At 73.2% G+C, this 20,330-nt stretch carries 17 protein-coding genes; 9 read left to right on the top strand and 8 right to left on the bottom strand.

The window, feature by feature from the left end; translation table 11 throughout:
• Position 1: 1 nt before the first annotated feature.
• Entirely contained in the window at positions 2 to 907 is a 906-nt protein-coding gene (locus ACFYNL_RS08855; RefSeq protein ID WP_388798869.1) for an NAD(P)-dependent oxidoreductase, read from the bottom strand.
• A 96-nt stretch (positions 908 to 1,003) separates the two neighbouring features.
• Between ACFYNL_RS08855 and ACFYNL_RS08850 the strand changes: the two genes are divergently transcribed.
• Positions 1,004 to 1,405 carry a winged helix-turn-helix transcriptional regulator gene (locus ACFYNL_RS08850; RefSeq protein WP_388798866.1) on the top strand — a complete coding sequence of 134 codons (402 nt, stop codon included), beginning with the start codon at positions 1,004 to 1,006 and terminating at the stop codon, positions 1,403 to 1,405.
• Here the strand turns inward: ACFYNL_RS08850 and ACFYNL_RS08845 are convergent.
• The 4 genes from ACFYNL_RS08845 to ACFYNL_RS08830 form a co-directional block, all read right to left on the bottom strand.
• On the bottom strand, positions 1,343 to 2,071 hold the full coding sequence (locus tag ACFYNL_RS08845) for a class F sortase (protein WP_388798863.1): 729 nt from the start codon (positions 2,069 to 2,071) through the stop codon (positions 1,343 to 1,345). The genes ACFYNL_RS08850 and ACFYNL_RS08845 overlap by 63 nt on opposite strands.
• A gap of 117 nt (positions 2,072 to 2,188) precedes the next feature.
• On the bottom strand, positions 2,189 to 2,710 hold the full coding sequence (locus ACFYNL_RS08840) for a hypothetical protein (protein WP_388798860.1): 522 nt from the start codon (positions 2,708 to 2,710) through the stop codon (positions 2,189 to 2,191).
• Between the two features lie 584 nt (positions 2,711 to 3,294).
• A complete protein-coding gene (locus ACFYNL_RS08835) occupies positions 3,295 to 4,224 on the bottom strand; it encodes an aminoglycoside phosphotransferase family protein (RefSeq protein WP_388798856.1) in 930 nt (309 codons plus the stop codon).
• 114 nt (positions 4,225 to 4,338) lie between these two features.
• Complete coding sequence (locus tag ACFYNL_RS08830) at positions 4,339 to 5,988, bottom strand: M4 family metallopeptidase (RefSeq protein ID WP_388798853.1); 1,650 nt, start codon at positions 5,986 to 5,988, stop codon at positions 4,339 to 4,341.
• 109 nt (positions 5,989 to 6,097) lie between these two features.
• Here ACFYNL_RS08830 and ACFYNL_RS08825 point away from each other — a divergent pair, with 109 nt between their 5' ends.
• The gene (locus tag ACFYNL_RS08825; RefSeq protein ID WP_388798850.1) at positions 6,098 to 6,529 is read left to right on the top strand and encodes a gamma-glutamylcyclotransferase family protein; all 432 of its coding nucleotides are present in this window, start codon (positions 6,098 to 6,100) and stop codon (positions 6,527 to 6,529) included.
• Positions 6,530 to 6,636: 107 nt separating this feature from the next.
• On the opposite strand, the gene ACFYNL_RS08820 is transcribed toward ACFYNL_RS08825, so the two are convergent.
• The gene (locus ACFYNL_RS08820) at positions 6,637 to 6,939 is read right to left on the bottom strand and encodes a hypothetical protein (protein ID WP_388798847.1); all 303 of its coding nucleotides are present in this window, start codon (positions 6,937 to 6,939) and stop codon (positions 6,637 to 6,639) included.
• Positions 6,940 to 9,153, bottom strand: coding sequence for a molybdopterin oxidoreductase family protein (locus ACFYNL_RS08815; RefSeq protein WP_388798844.1), 2,214 nt, complete (start codon positions 9,151 to 9,153; stop codon positions 6,940 to 6,942). It abuts the gene before it with no gap.
• Between the two features lie 424 nt (positions 9,154 to 9,577).
• On the opposite strand from ACFYNL_RS08815, the gene ACFYNL_RS08810 reads away from it, so the two are divergent.
• Genes ACFYNL_RS08810 through ACFYNL_RS08800 form a run of 3 tightly spaced genes read left to right on the top strand, consistent with a single transcriptional unit; the run spans position 9,578 to position 13,137 of the window.
• Positions 9,578 to 11,113 carry an amino acid adenylation domain-containing protein gene (locus ACFYNL_RS08810; protein WP_388798841.1) on the top strand — a complete coding sequence of 512 codons (1,536 nt, stop codon included), beginning with the start codon at positions 9,578 to 9,580 and terminating at the stop codon, positions 11,111 to 11,113.
• Complete coding sequence (locus ACFYNL_RS08805) at positions 11,110 to 12,357, top strand: hypothetical protein (RefSeq protein ID WP_388798838.1); 1,248 nt, start codon at positions 11,110 to 11,112, stop codon at positions 12,355 to 12,357. The genes ACFYNL_RS08810 and ACFYNL_RS08805 overlap by 4 nt, the downstream gene beginning before the upstream one ends.
• Before the next feature lie 12 nt (positions 12,358 to 12,369).
• Positions 12,370 to 13,137, top strand: coding sequence for an enoyl-CoA hydratase-related protein (locus tag ACFYNL_RS08800; protein WP_388798835.1), 768 nt, complete (start codon positions 12,370 to 12,372; stop codon positions 13,135 to 13,137).
• 595 nt (positions 13,138 to 13,732) lie between these two features.
• Here the strand turns inward: ACFYNL_RS08800 and ACFYNL_RS08795 are convergent.
• Positions 13,733 to 14,419, bottom strand: coding sequence for a vancomycin high temperature exclusion protein (locus ACFYNL_RS08795; protein ID WP_388798832.1), 687 nt, complete (start codon positions 14,417 to 14,419; stop codon positions 13,733 to 13,735).
• 223 nt (positions 14,420 to 14,642) lie between these two features.
• On the opposite strand from ACFYNL_RS08795, the gene ACFYNL_RS08790 reads away from it, so the two are divergent.
• The 4 genes from ACFYNL_RS08790 (at position 14,643) to dnaG (ending at position 20,263) form a co-directional block, all read left to right on the top strand.
• Positions 14,643 to 15,515 (top strand): sirohydrochlorin chelatase, encoded by an 873-nt coding sequence (locus ACFYNL_RS08790; protein ID WP_388798830.1) that lies wholly within the window; start codon positions 14,643 to 14,645, stop codon positions 15,513 to 15,515.
• A gap of 105 nt (positions 15,516 to 15,620) precedes the next feature.
• Positions 15,621 to 16,874: a deoxyguanosinetriphosphate triphosphohydrolase gene (locus ACFYNL_RS08785; protein WP_388798827.1), complete on the top strand. Its 1,254-nt coding sequence runs from the start codon at positions 15,621 to 15,623 to the stop codon at positions 16,872 to 16,874.
• A 189-nt stretch (positions 16,875 to 17,063) separates the two neighbouring features.
• Positions 17,064 to 18,329, top strand: coding sequence for an NAD(P)/FAD-dependent oxidoreductase (locus tag ACFYNL_RS08780; RefSeq protein WP_388798824.1), 1,266 nt, complete (start codon positions 17,064 to 17,066; stop codon positions 18,327 to 18,329).
• A gap of 29 nt (positions 18,330 to 18,358) precedes the next feature.
• The gene (dnaG, locus tag ACFYNL_RS08775; RefSeq protein ID WP_388798821.1) at positions 18,359 to 20,263 is read left to right on the top strand and encodes a DNA primase; all 1,905 of its coding nucleotides are present in this window, start codon (positions 18,359 to 18,361) and stop codon (positions 20,261 to 20,263) included.
• Positions 20,264 to 20,330: the final 67 nt, after the last annotated feature.

Below are 20,330 nucleotides of genomic sequence, written 5' to 3'. Positions count from 1 at the left end.
GCTACGACCGGTCCGCGCGCAGCAGCAGGTCCACCGCCCCCGTCGTGTCCTCGTCCCCGTGCCCCTCGCCGAGCCACCGCTCCAGCAGGGCCGCGTACGGCGTCAGCAGTTCCGCGCTCACGCCCTGCTCCTCGGCCGTGGCCAGCAGCGTGGCGTTGCCCGCGACCTGCATCGCGAGGTTGGAGACGACACCCGTGGCGAAGTCGCCGCTCTCCAACTGCTCGGCGGCCGTCTGCGCGGCGGGTGCCATCGCGCCGAGCCACGACACCAGCAGCGGCGCGAAGTCCTTCGGGGCGATGTCCTCCCGCCGGATCAGCGCGAAGGCGTGCAGAACGCCCGCGAACATGCCGCTCATCGCGCTCAGCAACGCCACGTCGTGCAGCGCCGCGAACCCGGGGTCGGCGCCGACGTACCGGGTGTCGGCCGGGACGGCGAGAGTGTCGGCGTGCTCTTCGAAAGCGCCGGGTGAGCCGCTGTAGAAGACGTACGCCCCCGACTCCGGGGCCCCGATCATCGGCGGTACGGCCATGACGCCGCCGTCCAGGAAGCGGGCGCCGCGTGCCTCGGCCCAGGCGGCGCGGGCGCGGCCCTGGGCGGGCGTCCCGGTGGTGAGGTTCACCAGGTCGCGGCCGGTCAGGTCGGCGTGCTCCAGCGCCTCGCCGACCGAGGCGTCGTCCAGCAGGCAGACGACGACCAGTCGGCTCGCGGCCACCGCCCCCGCCGCGTCCGGGGCGACCGTCGCGCCCTCGGCGCCCAGCGGCTCGGCCCGGGCCGGGGTGCGGTTCCAGACGGTGACGGGGTGCCCGGCGGCGAGCCAGGCGCGGGCCAGGGCGGTGCCCATGGCGCCGGTGCCGAGGAGGGTGAGGGGAGTGCGGGAGTCGCGCGGGTCAACCAGGTTGTCAGTCATGGCGTTTAGAGTCGTTCGGTGGGACGGCCTGCTCAAGTACGTACTTGCAAGTGGGTGGTTACCACGGGGAAAGAGTCCAGGCAGGGGAGGGACGACATGGGGGTCGGACGGCGGCCGGGGGCGTACGTCTGCGGCGTCGATGCCGCGATGGACGTGGTGGGCGGCAAGTGGAAGGTGCTCATCCTGTGGGCGCTCGGCGAACGTCCCTGCCGCTTCGGGGCGCTGCGCCGGGAGCTGCCGGGCGTGACCGAGAAGGTGCTCGCCGCCCAGCTGCGGGAGCTGGAGGCCGACGGCATCGTGCACCGCGAGGCGTACGACGAGGTGCCGCCGCGCGTCGAGTACTCGCTCACCCCGCTGGGCGGTTCGCTCAACGAGGCGCTGGCCCCGCTCGGGACCTGGGGCCGGGAGAACATCCTGGAGGCGCACCCGGAGCGGTCAGCGGCTGCCGGTGAGATGCGCGAACACGACGACGTTGCCCTGATACCCGGTCGTGCGTGAGTAACCGCCGCCGCAGGTGATCACCCGTAGCTCGGGGCGCGGCGCCGGGCCGTACACCTTCTCGTCGGGGAAGTCCTTCGCGTCGTACACCTCGACGGCGTGCACGGTGAAGACGGCCGTGCCGCCGTCACGCCGGCCCACCTCGATCGTGCTGCCCTTCCTCAGGGCGCCGAGGCGGTAGAAGACGGCGGGCCCGTCGGCGTTGTCGACATGGCCGGCGACGATCGCGGTGCCCGTCTCGCCGGGCGTCGTGCCCGCCTCGTACCAGCCGGCGAGGTTGTCGCGCTCGGCGGGCGGGACGTCGAGGCTGCCGGTCCTCGTCAGGCCCAGGCCCATGAGGGGCGCGTCGACGCGGATCGAGGGGATGCGGATGCGGTCGGGAGGGGAGGGCGGGAGCGCCGGGGCGGCCGGGCGCCGGGCGGGCGGGTCCGTGTGCGACGCGGGCGGGTCGCCCACCCCGGAACCCCGGTCGCCGGTCCTCCCCGACCCGGGCGAGGCGCTTTCCCCCGCTTCCCCCGCTTCCCCGGCCTGCGCGGCCTGCGCGGCGGAGGGCTGCGGCGGGGCGTGGGTCTCGGCGCCGCTGTGCAGCAGCCAGGCGCCGCAGCACAGGGCCAGGGCGGTGGCCGCGGCTATGGCGGCGTTGCCGACGCTGCGGCGACTGCGCACGTCAGCCTCCTTCACTCTCCTCGGGCCGCCCTCGTCCCCCTCCGGGCCGCGAGGGGCGTCGGACCCGGAGGGGGAGGGGACGTGCGGTACCGGTGGACGGACAGCGGAGGGTGTCCGTCAGATCCCGTCGCCTCTCGCCCGGCGATGCAGGAGCCAGGTACCGCCCGCGGCGGCGACGGCGAGAGCCGCCACGCCTGCCGCGGTCTGCACGGGGTCGGTGCCGAGAGCGCCGCCGACCCCCGTCTTCACACTTCCTCTGGGATGCACCTGCTCGCGCGGGGCCGTCAGTGTGACCACCAGGTCCCCCGTCACCCGCCGGCCGCCCTCGGCGCAGGTCGCGACGACCTCGTACGTCCCCGGCTGCGCGCTCGGCGGCACCCGGAACCGCCCGTTCGCCTCCCGCCCGTGCGCGCTCGGCGCCAGCGTGAACGAACCGGCCCCCACCGCGCTGGCGTCCCCCGCCGCCGAACCGCCGTCGCCGCAGGCAGCCGTTTTCACGCTCACGTGCCCGCCCGGCACGACCGAGGAGGGATCCACCTCCAGCCCACCACCGTCACCGCCGTACGCGGGCGCGACGACCAGACCGACGGCGCCGACGGCCAGCGCGGTCCCGGTCAGCAGACGGGCGGTACGTCGCATCGATGCTCCTCCGAGCGCACGGGCCCCGACCCGCGGCACCCCCATGTGCCGCCGCCTCGGCCGAGCCCTGCCCTTCCGAGGTAAGGGGCAGTGGGACGGGAGCGCTTCCTGAGAAGACGTCACAAATGCGGTGAACGGGTGTCGGGCGGGAGTGCCCGAACGCCGTACCGCCGATGTTTCAGCAGGTCATCGGCTTGCTACGGACGTCGGACGGAAAAGTCGCCGAAGGGCGCGGCGCACACGTGTGAATGGGTGACCGGGAAGGACCGCACGGGCGCGGGCCCACACCGGGCCGGGGCGCCGCCCTGCCGGGCCCGTCCACGACGTGGGCGGGGCGCCGCCGTCGGCGAGCGGAGCGGCTCGGCCTTGGGGGCGGGGCGTTCCTCGATCTCCGCCGAGGCCCGGGTGTCACCGGTCCTGCTCGGGCCACTGCTCCACCTGGCCGGGCGCGGAGCACCGGCTGACATGGCCGCGCGCAGGCGGCCACGAGCTGTCCGGACGGATCCACCAGCACGCCCCTGGTGCCGCAGGTGCCGACGTCGACGCCCGTGATCGGTGAAGCCGCACGCCGGGCCGGCCGCGGATCAGCACGGCCGGCCGCCCGCGTGCTCCGCCAGCACCTCACCCACCGCCCGGCGCCCCACTCCCGCCAGCACCGGATTCGTGCCGTTCCCGCAGACGTCGCCGTAGTGGTGCTCGGCCGTCAGCCCGAAGCACAGGGCCCACCCGCGGCCCCGCGCCCAGGTCGCGTCGTCGACGTCGGCCGCCGCCCGGAACACCTCACGGGCATCGGCGTCGAAGACCGCCCATGCCGCGATGGTGTCGGCCGCCGGGTCCCCGACCCCGAGGCCACCGAAGTCGATGACCGCGGTGAGGCGTCCGGCGCGGGTCAGCAGGTTGCCGGGGAGGAGGTCGGCGTGCAGCCAGACGGGCTCGGCGTCCCATTGGGGCAGCCGCAGGGTCTCCTCCCACACCGCCGTGGCGAGCGCGGCGTCCAGCGTGCCGGCGGCGCCCAGGTCGCGGATCGCGGCCCGGACGTACACGTCCTGCTCGGCGACCGGACCGCCGCGGAACGACGGCGGACCGCCCGTCGCGTCCACCGCCCGCAGCGCCGCCGTGAAACGCCCCAACCGCGCCGCCGCGGCGACCGGGTCGGCCGGCGGCGCGTCGTGGGCGTTGTCGCCGTCCAGCCAGCCGTACACGCCCCAGGGCAGCGCATAGCCGGCGCCCGGCTCTCCCAGCCCCAGCGGTGCCGGCACCGCCAGGGGCAGACGCGGGGCCAGCCGCGGCAGCCAGCGCTGCTCCCGCACGATCTGGTGAGATCCACCGGGCAACCGCGGCAGCCGTACGACCATGTCGGCGCCCAGCCGGTACATCGCGTTGTCGGTCCCGGAGGACTCGACCCGCGCCACCGGCAACCCGCGCCACCGGGGGAACTGCTCCGCGACGAGCCGGGCGACCAGCGTCTCGTCGATGTCCAGTTCGTCGGCGTGCATCTTCGTGGGCGACGGCATGGGACTCCGTGGTGGCAGGGGGCGGGGCGACAGCGGAGCGTATCCGCCCGCCACCACCACGGCCACGGCTTTTCACCGCCCCGGGCCCCGCCCCCGGCCGTCGCGTGGTGCGGCTCAGCCCACGTTCACCGCGCTCCAGGCGGCCCCCACGGCGTCGTGCTCGGCACTCCCTGCCCCGTACAGGTCCTCGGCCGCGCTGAGCGTCGCCGACCGCGCCCCGGCGTAGTTCGTCGAGGACGTCATGTAGACCGTCAGGGCCCGGTACCAGATCTTCCCCAGCTTGTCCCGGCCGATCCCGTTCACCGAAGAGCCGTCACAGGTGGGCGAGTCGTAGCCGACGCCGTTCACGGTCCTCGCCCCGCTGCCCTCGGCGAGGAGATAGGCGAAGTGGTTGCCGACCCCCGAGGAGTAGTGGACGTCCAGGTCCTTCGTCGCCGTGCTCCAGCAGTCCACCGACTTGCCGTCCTTCGACGGCTTGTCCATGTAGCGCAGGGCGTTGCGCGGGAATCCCGACCGGACGACCTTCTCGCCGATCAGGTAGTCCCCCGGGTCGGCGGTGTTCGACGCGTGGAACTCCACGAGCGTGCCGAAGACATCGGACGTGGCCTCGTTCAGACCGCCGGACTCACCCGAGTACGTCAGCGCCGCCGTCTTCGACGTCACGCCGTGCGTCATCTCGTGCCCGGCCACGTCCAGCGACACCAGCGGGCCCAGCTGGGTGCCGTCCCCGTCGCCGTACGTCATGCAGAAACAACGGTCGTCCCAGAAGGCGTTGTTGTAGTCCTTGCCGTAGTGCACGCGGTTGTACGACCCCTTGCCGTCACCCGCGATGCCCTTGCGGCCGTGGACGTCCTCGTAGTAGTCCCACGTCACGTCCGTGCCGTACTGCGCGTCGACCGCGGCCGTGGAGCGGTCGGTCGCCGCGCCCGTGCCCCAGTGGTTGTCGGCGTCCGTGAAGGCCGTCGCGGGGGCGCGGCCGAGGCAGACGGCGAGGACGCACAGGTCCGTCCTGTTCTCGGCGTCCCCGGTGTAGGTGCCGCCGCGCGTCGGGTCCTTCAGCTGGTACGCCGACCCCGAGGGCGTCGTCTCCAGCGGCACCGTGCCGCCGTACAGCGACTTCCCGTCGCCCGTCGCCGACTCCAGGTCGTCCCACGCGTCGATCTGCGTGCCGGTGCGGGCGTCGGTCAGCACGGTGCGGGCGACCGGGTTGCCCCGGGAATCCTGTGCGACGGCGTTCGTCCGCCAGGCCAGCTTCGGGGTGCCGTGCAGGGCGTCGACGACCAGTTCGGGCCGGGAGGTGAGCCGCTTCAGCGTCTCGCCGACGTTCACGGCGCGCAGCGCGTTCGCCGCGAAGTCGGCCGCCCTGGGCGCCGAGACCCTCGGTGTCACGCTCGACACGGAGACCGCGTCCCGGGTGGCGCGCGAGGCGCCTCGGTACGTGCCGTCCTTCGCCAGGTGGACCACGAAGTCACCGCCCAACACGGGCAGTTGACGGTAGGTGCGGTCGTAGCGCACATGCTGTGCTCCGTCCGCGTCCACGATCACGTCGCGCACGGTGGTGTCCTGAGCCGTCGTCAGCCCGAGGTCATGCGCCTGGCTCCGGAGGGCCGACGCCGCGTTCTCGATCGCGGTGGCCCGGGACGGCCTGTCGTCCGCGCCGGCGGTGGGGGAGAGGGTGGTGGTGAGAAGGGCGGCGATCGCGGCGGAGGCGAGGCCCACCGTGGCGATTCGGGAACCTCGGGCGTGCAGCCGTATTCGGCTCATCGGTCTCCTTGAACTGGGCGGCGCAGAGATTGCCAAGATTCAAGGGGCCGTGCACATGCCATGGCCAGGGTGAATCCGTGCAGGTGTGTGTGAGGAGAGAATCCTTTCTGTGACCCTCTCTCCCCGACTCCCGTTCTTCGTCTACGGCACCCTGCGCCCCGGTGAGCCCAACCACGACCGCTTCCTGCGCGGCCGCGCCCTCGCGGAGGAACCGGCGCGACTCGTGGGGGCGCGGCTGTACGACGGTCCGGGCTATCCGTACGCCGTCGAGGAACCGGGCGCGGGCGGCACCGTCCACGGCGAGCTCGTCACGGCCCGCCCCGAGGAGTACCCCGCGCTTCTGGCGGCCCTGGACCGACTGGAGGAGTACGCCCCGGCCGACCCGCGCAACCTCTACGAGCGCATCGCCCGCGAGGTGGTGCGCGCCGACGGAACGGCCGCGCGGGCGTGGGTGTACGTGGCCGCGCCGGCTGTCGCGATCCGGCTGCGGGCGCACGGCCGTGTCATCGAGACGGGTGACTGGGCGATGCGCCGCGGCTGAGGTAGGGCGTGCGGGCCGTCGACCGCAGGTCGCCTACGGGTTCACCGCCTGCACCCCACCGGTCGGCGTCGGCTTCACCGCCCGCACCCCACCGGCCACCTTCGGTTTCACCGCCTGCACCCCACCGCCCGCACCCCACCGGCCACCTTCGGCTTCACCGCCTGCACCCCACCGGTCGGCGTCGGTTTCACCGCCTGCACCCCACCGGCCACCTTCGGCTTCACCGCCCGCACCCCACCGGTCGGCGTCGGTTTCACCGCCCGCACCCCACCGGCCACCTTCGGCTTCACCGCCTGCACCCCACCGGTCGGCGTCGGCTTCACCGCCCGCACCCCACCGGCCACCTTCGGCTTCACCGCCTGCACCCCACCGGCCGTCGTCGGCTTCACCGCCCCCATCTCACCGGCCATCTACGGCTTCACCGCCTCCACCCGCACCGCGCACGCCTTGAACTCCGGCATCCGCGACGTCGGGTCGAGCGCCGGGTTGGTCAGGGTGTTGGCGCGGCCCTCGCCCGGCCAGTGGAACGGCATGAAGACCGTGTCGGGGCGGATGCCGGTCGTGATGCGGGCGGGGGCCACCGCCCGGCCCCGGCGCGAGACCACGGCCACCGGGTCGCCCTCGGCCGCGCCCAGGCGGGCCGCCAGCCGCGGGTGCAGCTCCACGAACGGGCCCGGCGCGGCGGTGTTCAGCTCGTCGACCCGGCGGGTCTGTGCGCCGGACTGGTACTGCGCCACGACCCGCCCGGTCGTCAGCAGCACCGGGTACTCGTCGTCGGGCTCCTCGGCGGCGGCCCGGTGCGAGACGGGGGCGAAGCGCGCCCGTCCGTCCGGTGTGGCGAACCGGTCGAGGAAGAGTCGGGGCGTACCGGGATGCACCGCGCCGGTGGTGTCGCCGTCCCCCTGCGCCGGGTCGTCGTCGGCCGGCGCCGACGCGTCCAGCGAGGCGTCCTCGCAGTCCTCGCAGTCCTCGGCGTCCTCGGCGGCCTCGGCGTCCTGCGCCAAGGGCGCGGCGGGACACGGCCAGAACACCCCGTTCTCCTCCACCAGCCTGCGGTACGTGATCCCCGAGTAGTCCGCCGCTCCGCCCGCGCTCGCCCGGCGCAGCTCCTCGAAGACCTCCTCGGCGTCGGTCGGGAAGCCCTTCTCCAGGCCCCGCTCGCCGCCCAGCCGGGCCGCGAGCTCGTGCATGACCTCCAGGTCGCTGCGCACGCCCTCCGGAGGGGTGACCGCGCGCCGCCGCAGCAGCACCCGGCCCTCCAGGTTCGTCGTCGTGCCCGTCTCCTCGGCCCACTGGGTGACCGGAAGGACGACGTCCGCGAGCGCCGCCGTCTCCGACAGCACCACGTCGCACACCGCCAGGAAGTCGAGGGACCTGATGCGCTCCTCGATGTGCGCGGCGCGCGGCGCCGACACCACCGGGTTGGATCCCATCAGCAGCAGGGACCTGATGTCCGTGCCGAGGGCGTCCAGCAGCTCGTACGCGCTGCGGCCGGGCCCGGGAAGGCTGTCCGGGTCCACACCCCACACCTCGGCCACATGCCGCCGCGCCGCCGGGTCGTCGAGCTTGCGGTAGCCGGGCAACTGGTCGGCCTTCTGGCCGTGTTCACGCCCGCCCTGCCCGTTGCCCTGCCCGGTCAGACAGCCGTAGCCGGACAGCGGCCGGCCCGCCCGCCCCGTCGCCAGGCACAAGTTGATCCACGCGCCCACGGTGTCGGTGCCCTTGGACTGCTGCTCGGGCCCACGCGCGGTCAGCACCATCGCGTGCTCCGGCTCGCAGAACATCCGCACGGTCTCCCGCAGTTGCGGAACGGACACCCCCGTGATCCGCTCCACGTACTCCGGCCAGTGCGCCATCGCCGCCGCCCGTGCCTCCTCCCAGCCGACCGTGCGCTCCTGGACGTACTCCTCGTCCACCCGCCCCTCGGCGACGACCAGGTGCAGCAGGCCGAGGGCGAGCGCGAGGTCGGTGCCCGGCCGGGGCATCAGGTGCAGGTCGGCCTGCTCGGCGGTCTTCGTACGGCGCGGGTCGACGACGATCAGCGTGCCGCCGTTCTCGCGCAGTTCGTTGAAGAACCGCAGCGACGGCGGCATGGTCTCCGCCAGGTTCGAGCCGACGAGGATCACGCAGCCCGTCTTCGGGATGTCCTCCAGGGGGAAGGGCAGACCGCGGTCCAGCCCGAACGCCTTCATTCCCGCAGCCGCTGCCGACGACATGCAGAACCGGCCGTTGTAGTCGATCTGCGAGGTGCCGAGCACGATCCTCGCGAACTTGCCGAGGCTGTACGCTTTCTCGTTGGTCAGGCCGCCCCCGCCGAAGACCCCGCACGCGTCCGGGCCGTGTTCCGCACGAGTGCGGCGAAGCCCCTCGGCGACGCGGTCGAGCGCCTCGTCCCAGCCGGCCGGTACGAGCGTGCCGCCCGACCGCACCAGCGGTGAGGTCAGACGGACGCCCGCGGCCAGGACCGCCGGCGCCGTACGGCCCTTGCCGCACAGCGCCCCCTTGTTCACCGGGAAGTCCGGGCGCTCGACCACCGCGATACCCCCGTCCTGCAAGGGCGTGAGGTTCATTCCGCACTGCAGGGCGCAGTACGGGCAGTGCGTGGGCGTCGCGGAGTTCTGCATGCCCTTCAGCGTGCTTCCGGCGTGTTACGCGCACGGCGGCTCCCTGTTACGCGGCCGGGACGGTGACCTCCCCGTCGCCGCCCGGCCGCCGTGAGGCGCGCGGGCGCCCTCCCCCCTGTCGCCGCCGACCGGTACCGGAGTTGCCGCTGGTGCGCAATTCGGCTCGCGTGTCTCATTCCGTACCGTGATTGGCCGGTCACAGCTAGTTGAGATTTGAAGAGTCGGGGTTACAGTCGTGGCCCGGGCGGCCGCCGGACTGCCATGGATTCCGCCCGGCTGCTCAGCGTCGCTCAGTGCATCGCATCTCCGCACGGCATTCGACATATCGGGCATGCCCGCCGCTCATACCGGCCGCATCCGTGCGCGGTTCCGCCGCGTACGGCAATCCGCCATTCGAAACAGCCCGCCAGGAGGTCTCCCGATCATGCCCCAGCGCCCTTCCGGCCCCCTGGGTCACTTGACCCCTCACGACCAGCGCCTCTTCTGGCAGTACGGCCGAGGCCCCACGGTCCCCGTCCCCGATCCGCTGATCCACCGCGCCGTGGAACGGCAGGCAGCGGCCGCGCCGTACGCCCTCGCCGCCGAGCACCTCGGCGACCGGATCACCTACGGCGAACTCGACCGGGCCGCCGACGCTCTCGCCGCCCGCCTGATGCGGGAGGGCGTACGCCCCGGTGACCACGTCGGACTCTTCGTGCGCCGCTCGATCCCGATGCTGGTCGGCCTGCTCGGCATCCTGAAGGCGGGCGCCGCCTACGTGCCGCAGGACATCGGCCTCGCGCCCCCGGCCCAGCTCGCCCACGTCGTCCGCACCGCCCGCACCCGTGTCGTCCTCACCGCGGCCGAGTACGCGCCCCGCGTCCCCGGCGGCCCGCGCGTGATCGCCCTCGACGAGCCGCAGGCGTACGACATCCCGACGGTGCCCGCCCCTCCGGTTCGTCCGGTCCACCCCGACGACGGCTGCTACGTCCTGTTCACCTCCGGCACCACCGGCTGCCCCAACGGCGTGCGGGTCACCCACCGCAACGTGGCCAACATCCTCCTCACCGCCCCCGGCGACCTCGGCATCCGCCCTGGCGACCGGGTCGCCCAGCTCCTCAACGTCGCCTTCGACATGGCCGCCTGGGAGATCCTCGGCTGCCTCACCCACGGCGGCACCCTCGTCGTCCGCGGCAAGGACATCGCGGCCGCGGCGCGTACGGCGGACGTACTGATCGCCACCCCGACCGTCCTGTCCGGCATCGACCCGGCCGCCTGCCCGCGCGTCCGCACGGTCGCCGTCGCCGGCGAACCCTGCCCCCGCCCTCTCGCCGACCGCTGGGCCCGCCGTGCCGCCTTCTTCAACTGCTGCGGCCCGACCGAGACGACGATCGTCAACACGATGAACCGCCACGGCCCCGACCGGCCGCTGCTGACGATCGGCCGCCCCACCCCCAACAACACCGTCTACGTCCTCGACGCCGACCGCCGTCCCCTCCCGATCGGCGAGGCCGGTGAGATGTGGGCGGGGGGCGCCTGCGTCTCGGCGGGCTACCTCGGCAACGAGGCCCTCACCGGCGAGCGTTACGCCCCCGACCCCTTCCTGGGCGGTGACCACCTGATGTTCCGCACCCGTGACCTGGGCCGCTGGACACCGGACGGCGAGCTCGAACACCTCGGCCGCACCGACGACCAGGTCAAGGTCCGCGGCTTCCGCGTCGAACTCGACTCCGTCTCCTCGGTCCTGGAGTCGGTCGAGGGCTGTGTACGCGCGGTCACCCTTCGACGGGACGCGCGCACCCTGGTCTCCTTCGTCTGCCCGGCGGACGTGGACCCCGACCGGGCCCGGCGTGCGGTGGCGGACGCGCTGCCGTACTACTGCGTCCCCGAGAGTGTCATGCCCCTGACAGTGCTGCCGGAGACCGACCGCGGCAAGATCGACAAGCAGGCGCTGCTCAGGATGGCGGGAGCCGCCCGATGACCACGTCCCTCGACCGCCGGACGGCCGAACTCCCGCCGCTCACCTCCGGTGTACGCCGGCTCCTCAAACACCCGCGCCTGATGCACCACAACCGCCTGGCGGCCCTGGTGCTCACGGCCAACCTCGGCTTCCTGTGGGCCGGTTGGGTCCCGTCCGAGCGGACCATGGGCCACGCCGCCCTCGCCAACCTCGCCCTGGCCGTCCTCGTCCGCCAGCAGTACGTCATCAACCTCTTCTTCCGGCTGGCCACCCGGGCGCCGACGAGCTGGCCGCTGAAGGTCCGCTGGACGCTGGGCAAGGTGTACCACTTCGGCGGACTGCACATGGGCGGGGCGCTGGCGGGCACCGCGTGGTTCCTGGCGCTGACCCTCGCCGCGGACGACCAGCGGCTCATGGCCGTGGGCTGGACCCTGACGGCCCTCCTGGCGCTGATCGTCGCCACCGCCCTGCCGCCCTTCCGCTCCCGCCACCACGACCACTTCGAGAAGATCCACCGCTTCGGCGGCTGGACGGCCCTCGCCCTGTTCTGGACGCACACGCTCCTGGCGTCCCCCGGCCCGGTGGAGGTGGCGGTCCTGTCGGTCGTCACCTTCAGCGTCGTCCTGCCGTGGCTGAGGCTGCGCAAGGTCGACGTACGCCTCGAACGCCCCTCCCCGCACGTGGTGCTGGCCCGCTTCGACCACGGCGAGACGCCCTTCGCGGGCTCCTCCACGGCGATCAGCCGCAGCCCGCTCAAGGAGTGGCACTCCTTCGCCAACGTCCCGGCGCCCGGTGAGCCCGGCTTCCGGCTGACGATCTCCAGGGCCGGTGACTGGACGGGCTCGTTCATCGACGACATGCCGGCGAAGGTCTGGGTGAAGGGCATCACCACGGCCGGCGTCGCCAATATCGAGACCCTCTTCCGGAAGGTGGTCTACGTGGCGACCGGCAGCGGCATCGGCCCCTGCCTGCCGCACCTGCTCGCCGCCGAAGTCCCCTCCCGCCTGGTCTGGGCGACCCGCGACCCCCGCGCCACCTACGGCGACGCCCTCGTCGACGAGATCCTCGCCGTCCAGCCGGACGCCGTGGTCTGGGACACCACCCGCGACGGCAAGCCGGACATGGTGCGCCTCGCGTACTCCGCCTACCGGGACTTCGGGGCCGAGGCGGTGATCTGCATCAGCAACAAGAAGCTGACCTGGCAGGTGGTGCACGGCCTGGAGCGGCGGGGGATCCCGGCGTACGGCGCGATCTGGGACTCATGAGGGAGACGACCGATGAACCACATCAAGCTCGAACGCCACGGCCGTGTCGTGACCGTCCGTCTGCACCGCCCCCGCGTGCGCAACGCGCTCAGCGGCGAACTGCTCACCGAACTCCTCGACGCGCTGCGCCCGCTGGACACCGACCCCGAGGTGGGCTGCTTCGTCGTCACCGGCTCGGACACGGTGTTCGCGGCGGGCGCCGACATCAAGGAGATGGCGGGGCGGTCCGCCGTGGAGATGGCCGCCGTGGACTACTTCGCGGCCTGGGAGGACTTCGCCGCCCTGCGCACCGCGAAGATCGCCGCCGTCAACGGCCATGCGCTCGGCGGCGGTTGTGAACTGGCGATGATGTGCGACCTGGTCGTCGCGGGCGAGTCGGCGGTCTTCGGCCAGCCGGAGATCAAGCTGGGCGTGATCCCCGGCATCGGCGGCACCCAGCGCCTGACCCGTCTCGTCGGCCGGGCGAAGGCGATGGACCTGATCCTCACCGGCCGCACCATGGACGCCCAGGAGGCCGGACGCTGCGGTCTCGTCTCCCGGGTGGTCCCGGACGACCGGGTTCTGCCGGAAGCGCTGGAGGCGGCCGCGACGATCGCCTCGTACGGCGCGGCGGCGGTCACGGCGGCCCGTGAGTGCGTCGACCAGGCGCTCGAAACCGGCCTGCGGGACGGCATCCGCTTCGAACGCCGGGTCTTCCACGCCCTGTTCGCGACGGACGACCAGAAGGAGGGCATGAACGCGTTCCTGGAGAAACGCCGGCCGCGCTTCACCGGCCGCTGAGGCACCCGTCGGCGACGCCGGGACGGGAGCGGGCAGGGTCCCGTCTCCCGCCCCGGGCCAGGGGCCGCCCACGGACAGAACACCCGGGCCGGCACTCCGCGGGAGTGGTGGCGGCAGCGTCACCGGGCACCTTGCCGACGGCCCCGGCCCCGCGCGCCCCGATCCGGACCCACGACGGACCGAACCCGCCGATCCCCGACCCCCGACCCCCGTCCGTCCCACCCGCCCGGCGGGGCCGCGGTCGCGCCCACGGACGGCCGACACCGGCGCGTCGGACGAACGGGCCACCTGCTCGGCGAAACCCGCCGGGACGCTCGGCACCAGCACCACCTTCGCCACCGGAGGTGCAGGGTCCCCGGCGAGGGCGCGCAGAGGCTCCCGCTCCTGCGGCGGGGGGACGTCGTGCCGGTCGGGCGGTGTCGCCCCGCCTGGGCGTCGGCGCGTCGAACGGAGGAGGCGGGCGGCGACCGTGGCGGCCGGGACGCCCCGGTGGCAGGCGATCCGCACGGCCGGCGTCGGCAGGTCGGTACGGTTGGCCGGCGGGTGCGCGGCGACGCCCGTGCATGGGGAAGCGGGCCGGCGTCGGGCGGTGCCGCTACCGTTCGGCCGCCAGCGCGTTCGTCACCCCCGCCTCCCTCGGCCCGAGGAAAGTGGGATCCGGCTCGAACAGGGCGTCCAGGGCCGCCTTGCCGGCCGCGAAGATCTCCCGGGTGCCGCCGTAGTACCACGTCGCGTCGTGCTTGGCGTCGACCCCGACGCCGTACGACGCCACCCCCGCCTCCTGGCACAGCGCGACCGCCCGCCGGATGTGGAAGCCCTGACTGATCAGCACCGCCTCGTCGACGCCGAAGATCTTCTTGGCCCGGACACAGGAGTCCCAGGTGTCGAAGCCGGCGTAGTCGCTGACGACACGGGAGTCGGGCACGCCGTGCCTGGTCAGATAGGCGCGCATGGCGTCGGGCTCGTCGTAGTCCTCGCGGCTGTTGTCCCCGGTGACGAGAACGACCTCGACACGGCCCTCGCGGTACAGCTCGGCCGCCGCGTCGAGCCGGTGCGCGAGGTACGGGGACGGCTCGCCGGCCCACAGCCCGGCGCCGAAGACCACGGCCACGTCGGTGCGTGGCACGTCGGCCGTGGTGCGCAGCCGGTCCTCGGTCACGACGTGCATCCAGGTGGCCGGAAGCAGCGCCAGCACGCATCCCGCCATCACGGCCTGCACCAGCCGGCGCTGCCCGGTGCGGGTGCGCGGCAGCCTCGGTGGGCGCGGCTTCGGTCGGCGCATCGGATGGTCCCTCCCCGGTCGGCTCACCGCCTGTTCTCGACAGTCAGGGACGTCCTGTCGTCCGCCGCGGTTCACTGCGCGCGACGTGACCAGGTTCACTTCGTACGGCGAAACCGCAGGTCAGGGCCGCTCACAGGGCTCAGGGGTCGTACCGTGAACCCGGTGTAAGAACCCGTCACCCCCGTGAAACGGGGCGGCAACGTCCCGCCCTCACCATTGATCCATGACGGCGTCGACCCCTCCTCGCGACGAGTCCCCGACGGCCCACCTCGACAGTACGGCGCACCTCATGAACCGGATCAGCAGCCAGCTCGCCAGCCAGCTCAGCCTCGTCTCGCTCGACGGCAGGCGCCGCCCCGAACAGCCCGCGCTCGTCGTCGTGGCCCACGGCAGCCGCGACCCGCGCGCCCTGAGCACCGTCCGCGCGCTCCTCGACAAGGTCCGCGCCCTGCGCCCCGGCCTGCCCGTCCACCTCGGCCACATCGAGCTGAACGAGCCGCTGCTCCCCGACACCCTCGCCGCGCTCGGCACCGGCGAAGCGATCCTCGTCCCGCTGCTGCTCAGCCGCGGCTACCACGTCAAGCGGGACATCCCCGAGATGGCCGCCGAGGCCGACGTCCACGCCCGCGTGGCCCCCGCCCTGGGCCCGCACCCGCTGCTGGTGGAGGCTCTCCACGCCCGCCTGGCCGAGGCGGGGTGGCGCACCCACATGGACGACGCCACCCGCCGCGCCAGCGCGGTGATCCTCGCCGCGGCGGGCTCCCGTGACCCCGAGTCGAAGGTCGACACCTCCCGTACGGCCCAGCTCCTCGCCGACCGCCTGGGCGTCCCGGTCGTCCCGGCCTACGCGACCACGGCGGCCCCCACGGTCGCGGACACCGCCCGTGCCCTGGCCGCCCGCGGCCGCACGAGGGTGGCCGTCGCCTCGTACTTCACGGCCCCCGGCCGCTTCGCCACCGAGTGCGCCCAGGCGGCCCCGTGGATCGCCTCGGCACCGCTGGGCACCCACGCCGCGATGGCGAGGCTGCTGCTCCACCGCTACGACCAGATGCTCACGACGCCGGTCGCGGCGGCACCGGAACTGGCGTCCGCGTAGAACGCCCCGGAAGGCGAATGCCAAGGGCCGGCGAAGGCGACTCCCGGGGGCGAGTGGGCGAGACACGGCCCACTGTTTGTCACTGCCTGCCTTTACTGTCGGTGCATGTACTACGACGAGTCGGCAGTCGAACGCTGGGCCCCCGAACCCGACAAACGCCCGGGCCGCACCGCCTTCCAACGCGACCGCGCCCGCGTCCTGCACTCCGCCGCCCTCAGACGGCTCGCCGGCAAGACCCAGGTCGTGACGCCCGGAACGCACAGTCACGCCTGGGACCCCAGCCCCCGCACCCGCCTCACCCACTCCCTGGAGTGCGCCCAGGTCGGCCGGGAACTCGGCGCGGCCCTCGGCTGCGACCCCGACCTCGTGGAGGCGGCCTGCCTCTCCCACGACCTCGGCCACCCGCCCTTCGGGCACAACGGCGAGGTCGCCCTGAACGAGTTCGCCGAGGACTGCGGCGGCTTCGAGGGCAACGCCCAGTCCCTGCGCCTCCTCACCCGCATCGAGCCCAAGCGGTTCACCCCGGAGGGGTCCGTCGGCCTCAACCTCACCCGGGCCACCCTCGACGCCGCCACCAAGTACCCCTGGCCGCGCGGCGCCCACCCCACCGACCCGGCGTCCCCCAAGTTCGGTGTCTACGAGGACGACCGGCCCGTCTTCGACTGGGTCCGCAAGGACGCCCCCGGCGCCCGCACCACCTTCGAGGCCCAGGTCATGGACTGGGCGGACGACGTGGCGTACTCGGTGCACGACGTCGAGGACGGACTGCACGCCGGCCACATCGACCCCAACTGCCTGCACGCCGAGCCGGAACGGCAGGCGGTCTTCGCGGTCGCCGTCGGACGGTACGTCCCCGAGGACACCGACGCGGCCGAACTCGCCGCCGCCCTCGACCGCCTCCAGGACCAGGAGTGGTGGCCGCACGGCTACGACGGCTCGGCCGTCGCCCAGGCCCGCCTCAAGGACGCCACCAGCCAGCTCATCGGCCGTTTCTGCCTGGCCGCGGAGAGCGCCACGCGCGCCGCGTACGGCTCCGGGCGGCTCACCCGCTACGGCGCCGAACTGGTCGTACCGCGCGAGACCCGGCTGGAGTGCGCGGTCCTCAAGGCCGTCGCCGACCGGTACGTCATGCAGCGCGCCGAGCAGGAGCGGTTGCGCGCCGACCAGCGGATCGTCGTCGCCGAACTCGCCGAGGCGCTCACCGCCCGCGCGCCCGACGGGCTGGACCCGCAGTTTCGGACCCTGTTCGACCAGGCGGGGGACGACCGTGCCCGCAAGCGGGTGATCGTCGATCAGATCGCCTCCCTGACGGACGCCTCGGCCCGCTCGCTGCACGCGCGGCTCACCGCGAGGGCGTAAGGGCGAGGAGCGGGGGAGGGCGACTAGCACCCGCCGGACGACCTCACCGGCCCGTGACCGGTGTGGCACTTGAGGCGAACGGGCACTCGAAAGTGACCCTGCGTGGCCTGATCGGGTCACCCCCTCTTCCCGCATCACGCTGCGTGCGGGACGCTCGCATGTGGCGGCACCCTTACGAGGAGGCATCAAGTGGTCGACGCGGATCAGACATTCGTCATCGTCGGGGGAGGACTCGCCGGCGCCAAGGCGGCCGAGACGCTCCGCGCGGAGGGCTTCACCGGGCGGGTGATACTGATCTGCGACGAGCGCGACCACCCCTACGAGCGGCCGCCGCTGTCCAAGGGCTACCTCCTCGGCAAGGAGGAGCGCGACAACGTCTTCGTGCACGAACCCGCCTGGTACGCGCGCAACGACATCGAACTGCACCTCGGCCAGACGGTGGACGCGATCGACCGTACGGCGAAGACGGTCCGCTTCGGCGAGGACGGCACGGTCGTCCACTACGACAAACTCCTGCTGGCCACCGGCGCCGAGCCGCGCCGCCTGGACATCCCGGGCACCGACCTGGCCGGCGTCCACCATCTGCGCCGCCTCTCGCACGCCGAGCGTCTCAAGGGCGTCCTGGCCTCGCTCGGCCGCGACAACGGGCACATCGTGATCGCCGGCGCCGGCTGGATCGGCCTGGAGGTCGCGGCGGCGGCCCGCGAGTACGGCGCCGAGGTCACCGTCGTCGAGCCGGAGCCGACCCCGCTGCACGGCGTGCTCGGCCCGGAGCTCGGCGGGCTCTTCGCCGAACTGCACCGCGAGCACGGGGTGCGTTTCCACTTCGGCCGGCGGCTGACGCGGATCGTCGGCCAGGACGGCATGGTGCTCGCAGCCCGCACCGACGACGGCGAGGAACACCCGGCCCACGACGTCCTCGCGGCGATCGGCGCCGCACCCCGCACGGCGCTGGCGGAAGCGGCCGGGCTGGAGATCGCCGACCGTGCCCACGGCCGCGGCGTCGTGGTCGACGCACAGCTGCGCACCTCCGACCCCGACATCTACGCGGCCGGCGACGTGGCCTCCTTCCCGCACGCCCTCTTCGACACCCGGGTACGCGTCGAGCACTGGGCCAACGCGCTCAACGGCGGACCGGCGGCGGCACGGGCGATGCTGGGGCAGGACGTCACCTACGACCGGGTGCCCTACTTCTTCTCCGACCAGTACGACCTGGGGATGGAGTACAGCGGGTGGGCCCCGCCGGGGTCGTACGACGAGGTCGTGATCCGCGGCGACGCGGGCAAGCGGGAGTTCATCGCGTTCTGGGTGAAGGACGGCCGGGTGCTGGCCGGGATGAACGTGAACGTGTGGGACGTCACAGAGCCGATCCAGCGGCTGATTCGCTCGAAGGCCCGGGTGAACACCGAGACCCTCGCGGACCCGCACATTCCGCTCGAAAACCTCGTCCCCTAGGTGTCAGTGCACCCCCGTAGAATTCACGCGTGGCAGGACGGATCAACGACGAGGACGTAAAAGCGGTTCGGGACGCGGTCCCGATCGACGCCGTGGTGTCCGAGTACCTCCAGCTGCGCAACGCCGGCGGCGGAAACCTCAAGGGGCTGTGCCCCTTCCACGACGAGAAGTCGCCGTCCTTCCAGGTCAGCCCGAGCAAGGGGCTCTTCCACTGCTTCGGCTGCCAGGAGGGCGGCGACACCATCACCTTCGTGATGAAGGTCGACCACCTGTCCTTCTCCGAGGCGGTCGAGCGCCTCGCCGCCCAGGCGGGCATCACCCTGCGCTACGAGGAGGGCGGCTACAACCCCTCCCACCAGCGCGGCGAACGCATCCGCCTGGTCGAGGCCCACAAGATCGCCGCCGACTGGTACGCCGAACAGCTGGCCACCAGCCCCGAAGCCGACACCGGCCGCCAGTTCCTCGCCGAGCGCGGCTTCGACCAGTCCGCGGCCCAGCACTTCTCCGTCGGCTACAGCCCTCAGGGCTGGGACCACCTCACCCGCTATCTGCGCGGCAAGGGCTTCACCGACAAGGAACTGATCCTCTCCGGAATCTCCCAGGAGGGCCGCCGCGGCCCCATCGACCGTTTCCGAGGCCGTCTGATGTGGCCGATCCGCGACATCGGCGGCGACGTCGTCGGCTTCGGCGCACGCAAGCTCTACGAGGCGGACAACGGGCCCAAGTACCTGAACACCCCCGAGACGGCGATCTACAAGAAGTCCCACGTCCTGTACGGCATCGACCTCGCCAAGAAGGAGATCGCGAAGTCCAGCCGCGCCGTCGTGGTCGAGGGGTACACCGACGTCATGGCCTGCCACCTCGCCGGGGTCACCACGGCCATCGCCACGTGCGGCACCGCCTTCGGCGGCGATCACATCAAGATCCTGCGCCGGCTGCTGATGGACAACGGCTCGGCCCGCGTGATCTTCACCTTCGACGGTGACGCGGCGGGCCAGAAGGCGGCCCTGCGCGCCTTCGAGGACGACCAGAAGTTCGCGGCGGAGACGTACATCGCGATCGCACCCGACGGCATGGACCCCTGCGATCTGCGCCTCGCCAAGGGCGACGAGGCGGTCGCCGACCTGGTCGAGCCGCGCACCCCGCTGTTCGAGTTCGCGCTGCGCCAGATCGTGCGCCGCTACGACCTCGACACCCCGGCGGGCCGCGCGGCCGCGCTGGACGAGGCGGCGCCCGTCGTCGCCCGCATCAAGAACAGCGGCGCCCAGCACGAGGTGGCCGTCGAACTCGCGGGCATGCTCGGCATCCTCGACACCCAGTTCGTGGTCAAGCGGGTCGCCCAACTGGCGCGCTGGGCACGGGACCGCGGCGGCAGGGGACCGGCGCCGTCGGCCCGCGGCCCGCAGCAGCCGTACGACGCCGCCCCCGCCCCCCGTGCCTCCGGCCCGGCCCTGACCCTGCGCAACCCGGTCTACGCGACCGAGCGCGAGCTGCTCAAACTCGCCCTCCAGCGGCCCGAGTTGGTATCCCCGGCCTTCGACGCGTACGGCGTCGACGAGTTCACCGCCGCCCCCTACGCCGCCGTACGCCAGGCCATCATCGAAGCGGGCGGCGCGGAGTACGGCATCCAGGACGCCCAGGAGTACCTGGTCCGCGTCCGCGAGGCGGCGCCCGACGACCAGGTCCGCGCGATGGTGACGGAGCTGGCGGTCGAGGCGATCATGCGCAGGACCGTCGACGAGAACTACGCCGGCGAACAGCTCGTCACCGTCCGCCGCCGCGCCGTCGAGCGCCGCATCCGCGACATCCAGAGCCAGCTGACCCGCCTCGGCGCGGGCGGCGACCCCGCCCAACTGGCCTCCGTGCAGAACGAGTTGTGGGTGTTGCAGCAGTACGACCAGGCGTTGCGCGAGCGCGGGGCGGCGGCGCTCTGAGCGCTGCTGCCGCGGGGGCTGCTCGGGCGGGATGATGTCGAGCCGGCGGCCCCGCGTCGTGGCCCGC

This window comes from Streptomyces sp. NPDC007808, assembly GCF_042868655.1.
Lineage (GTDB): Bacteria > Actinomycetota > Actinomycetes > Streptomycetales > Streptomycetaceae > Streptomyces.
This window is presented reverse-complemented; position numbering and strand designations above follow the sequence as displayed.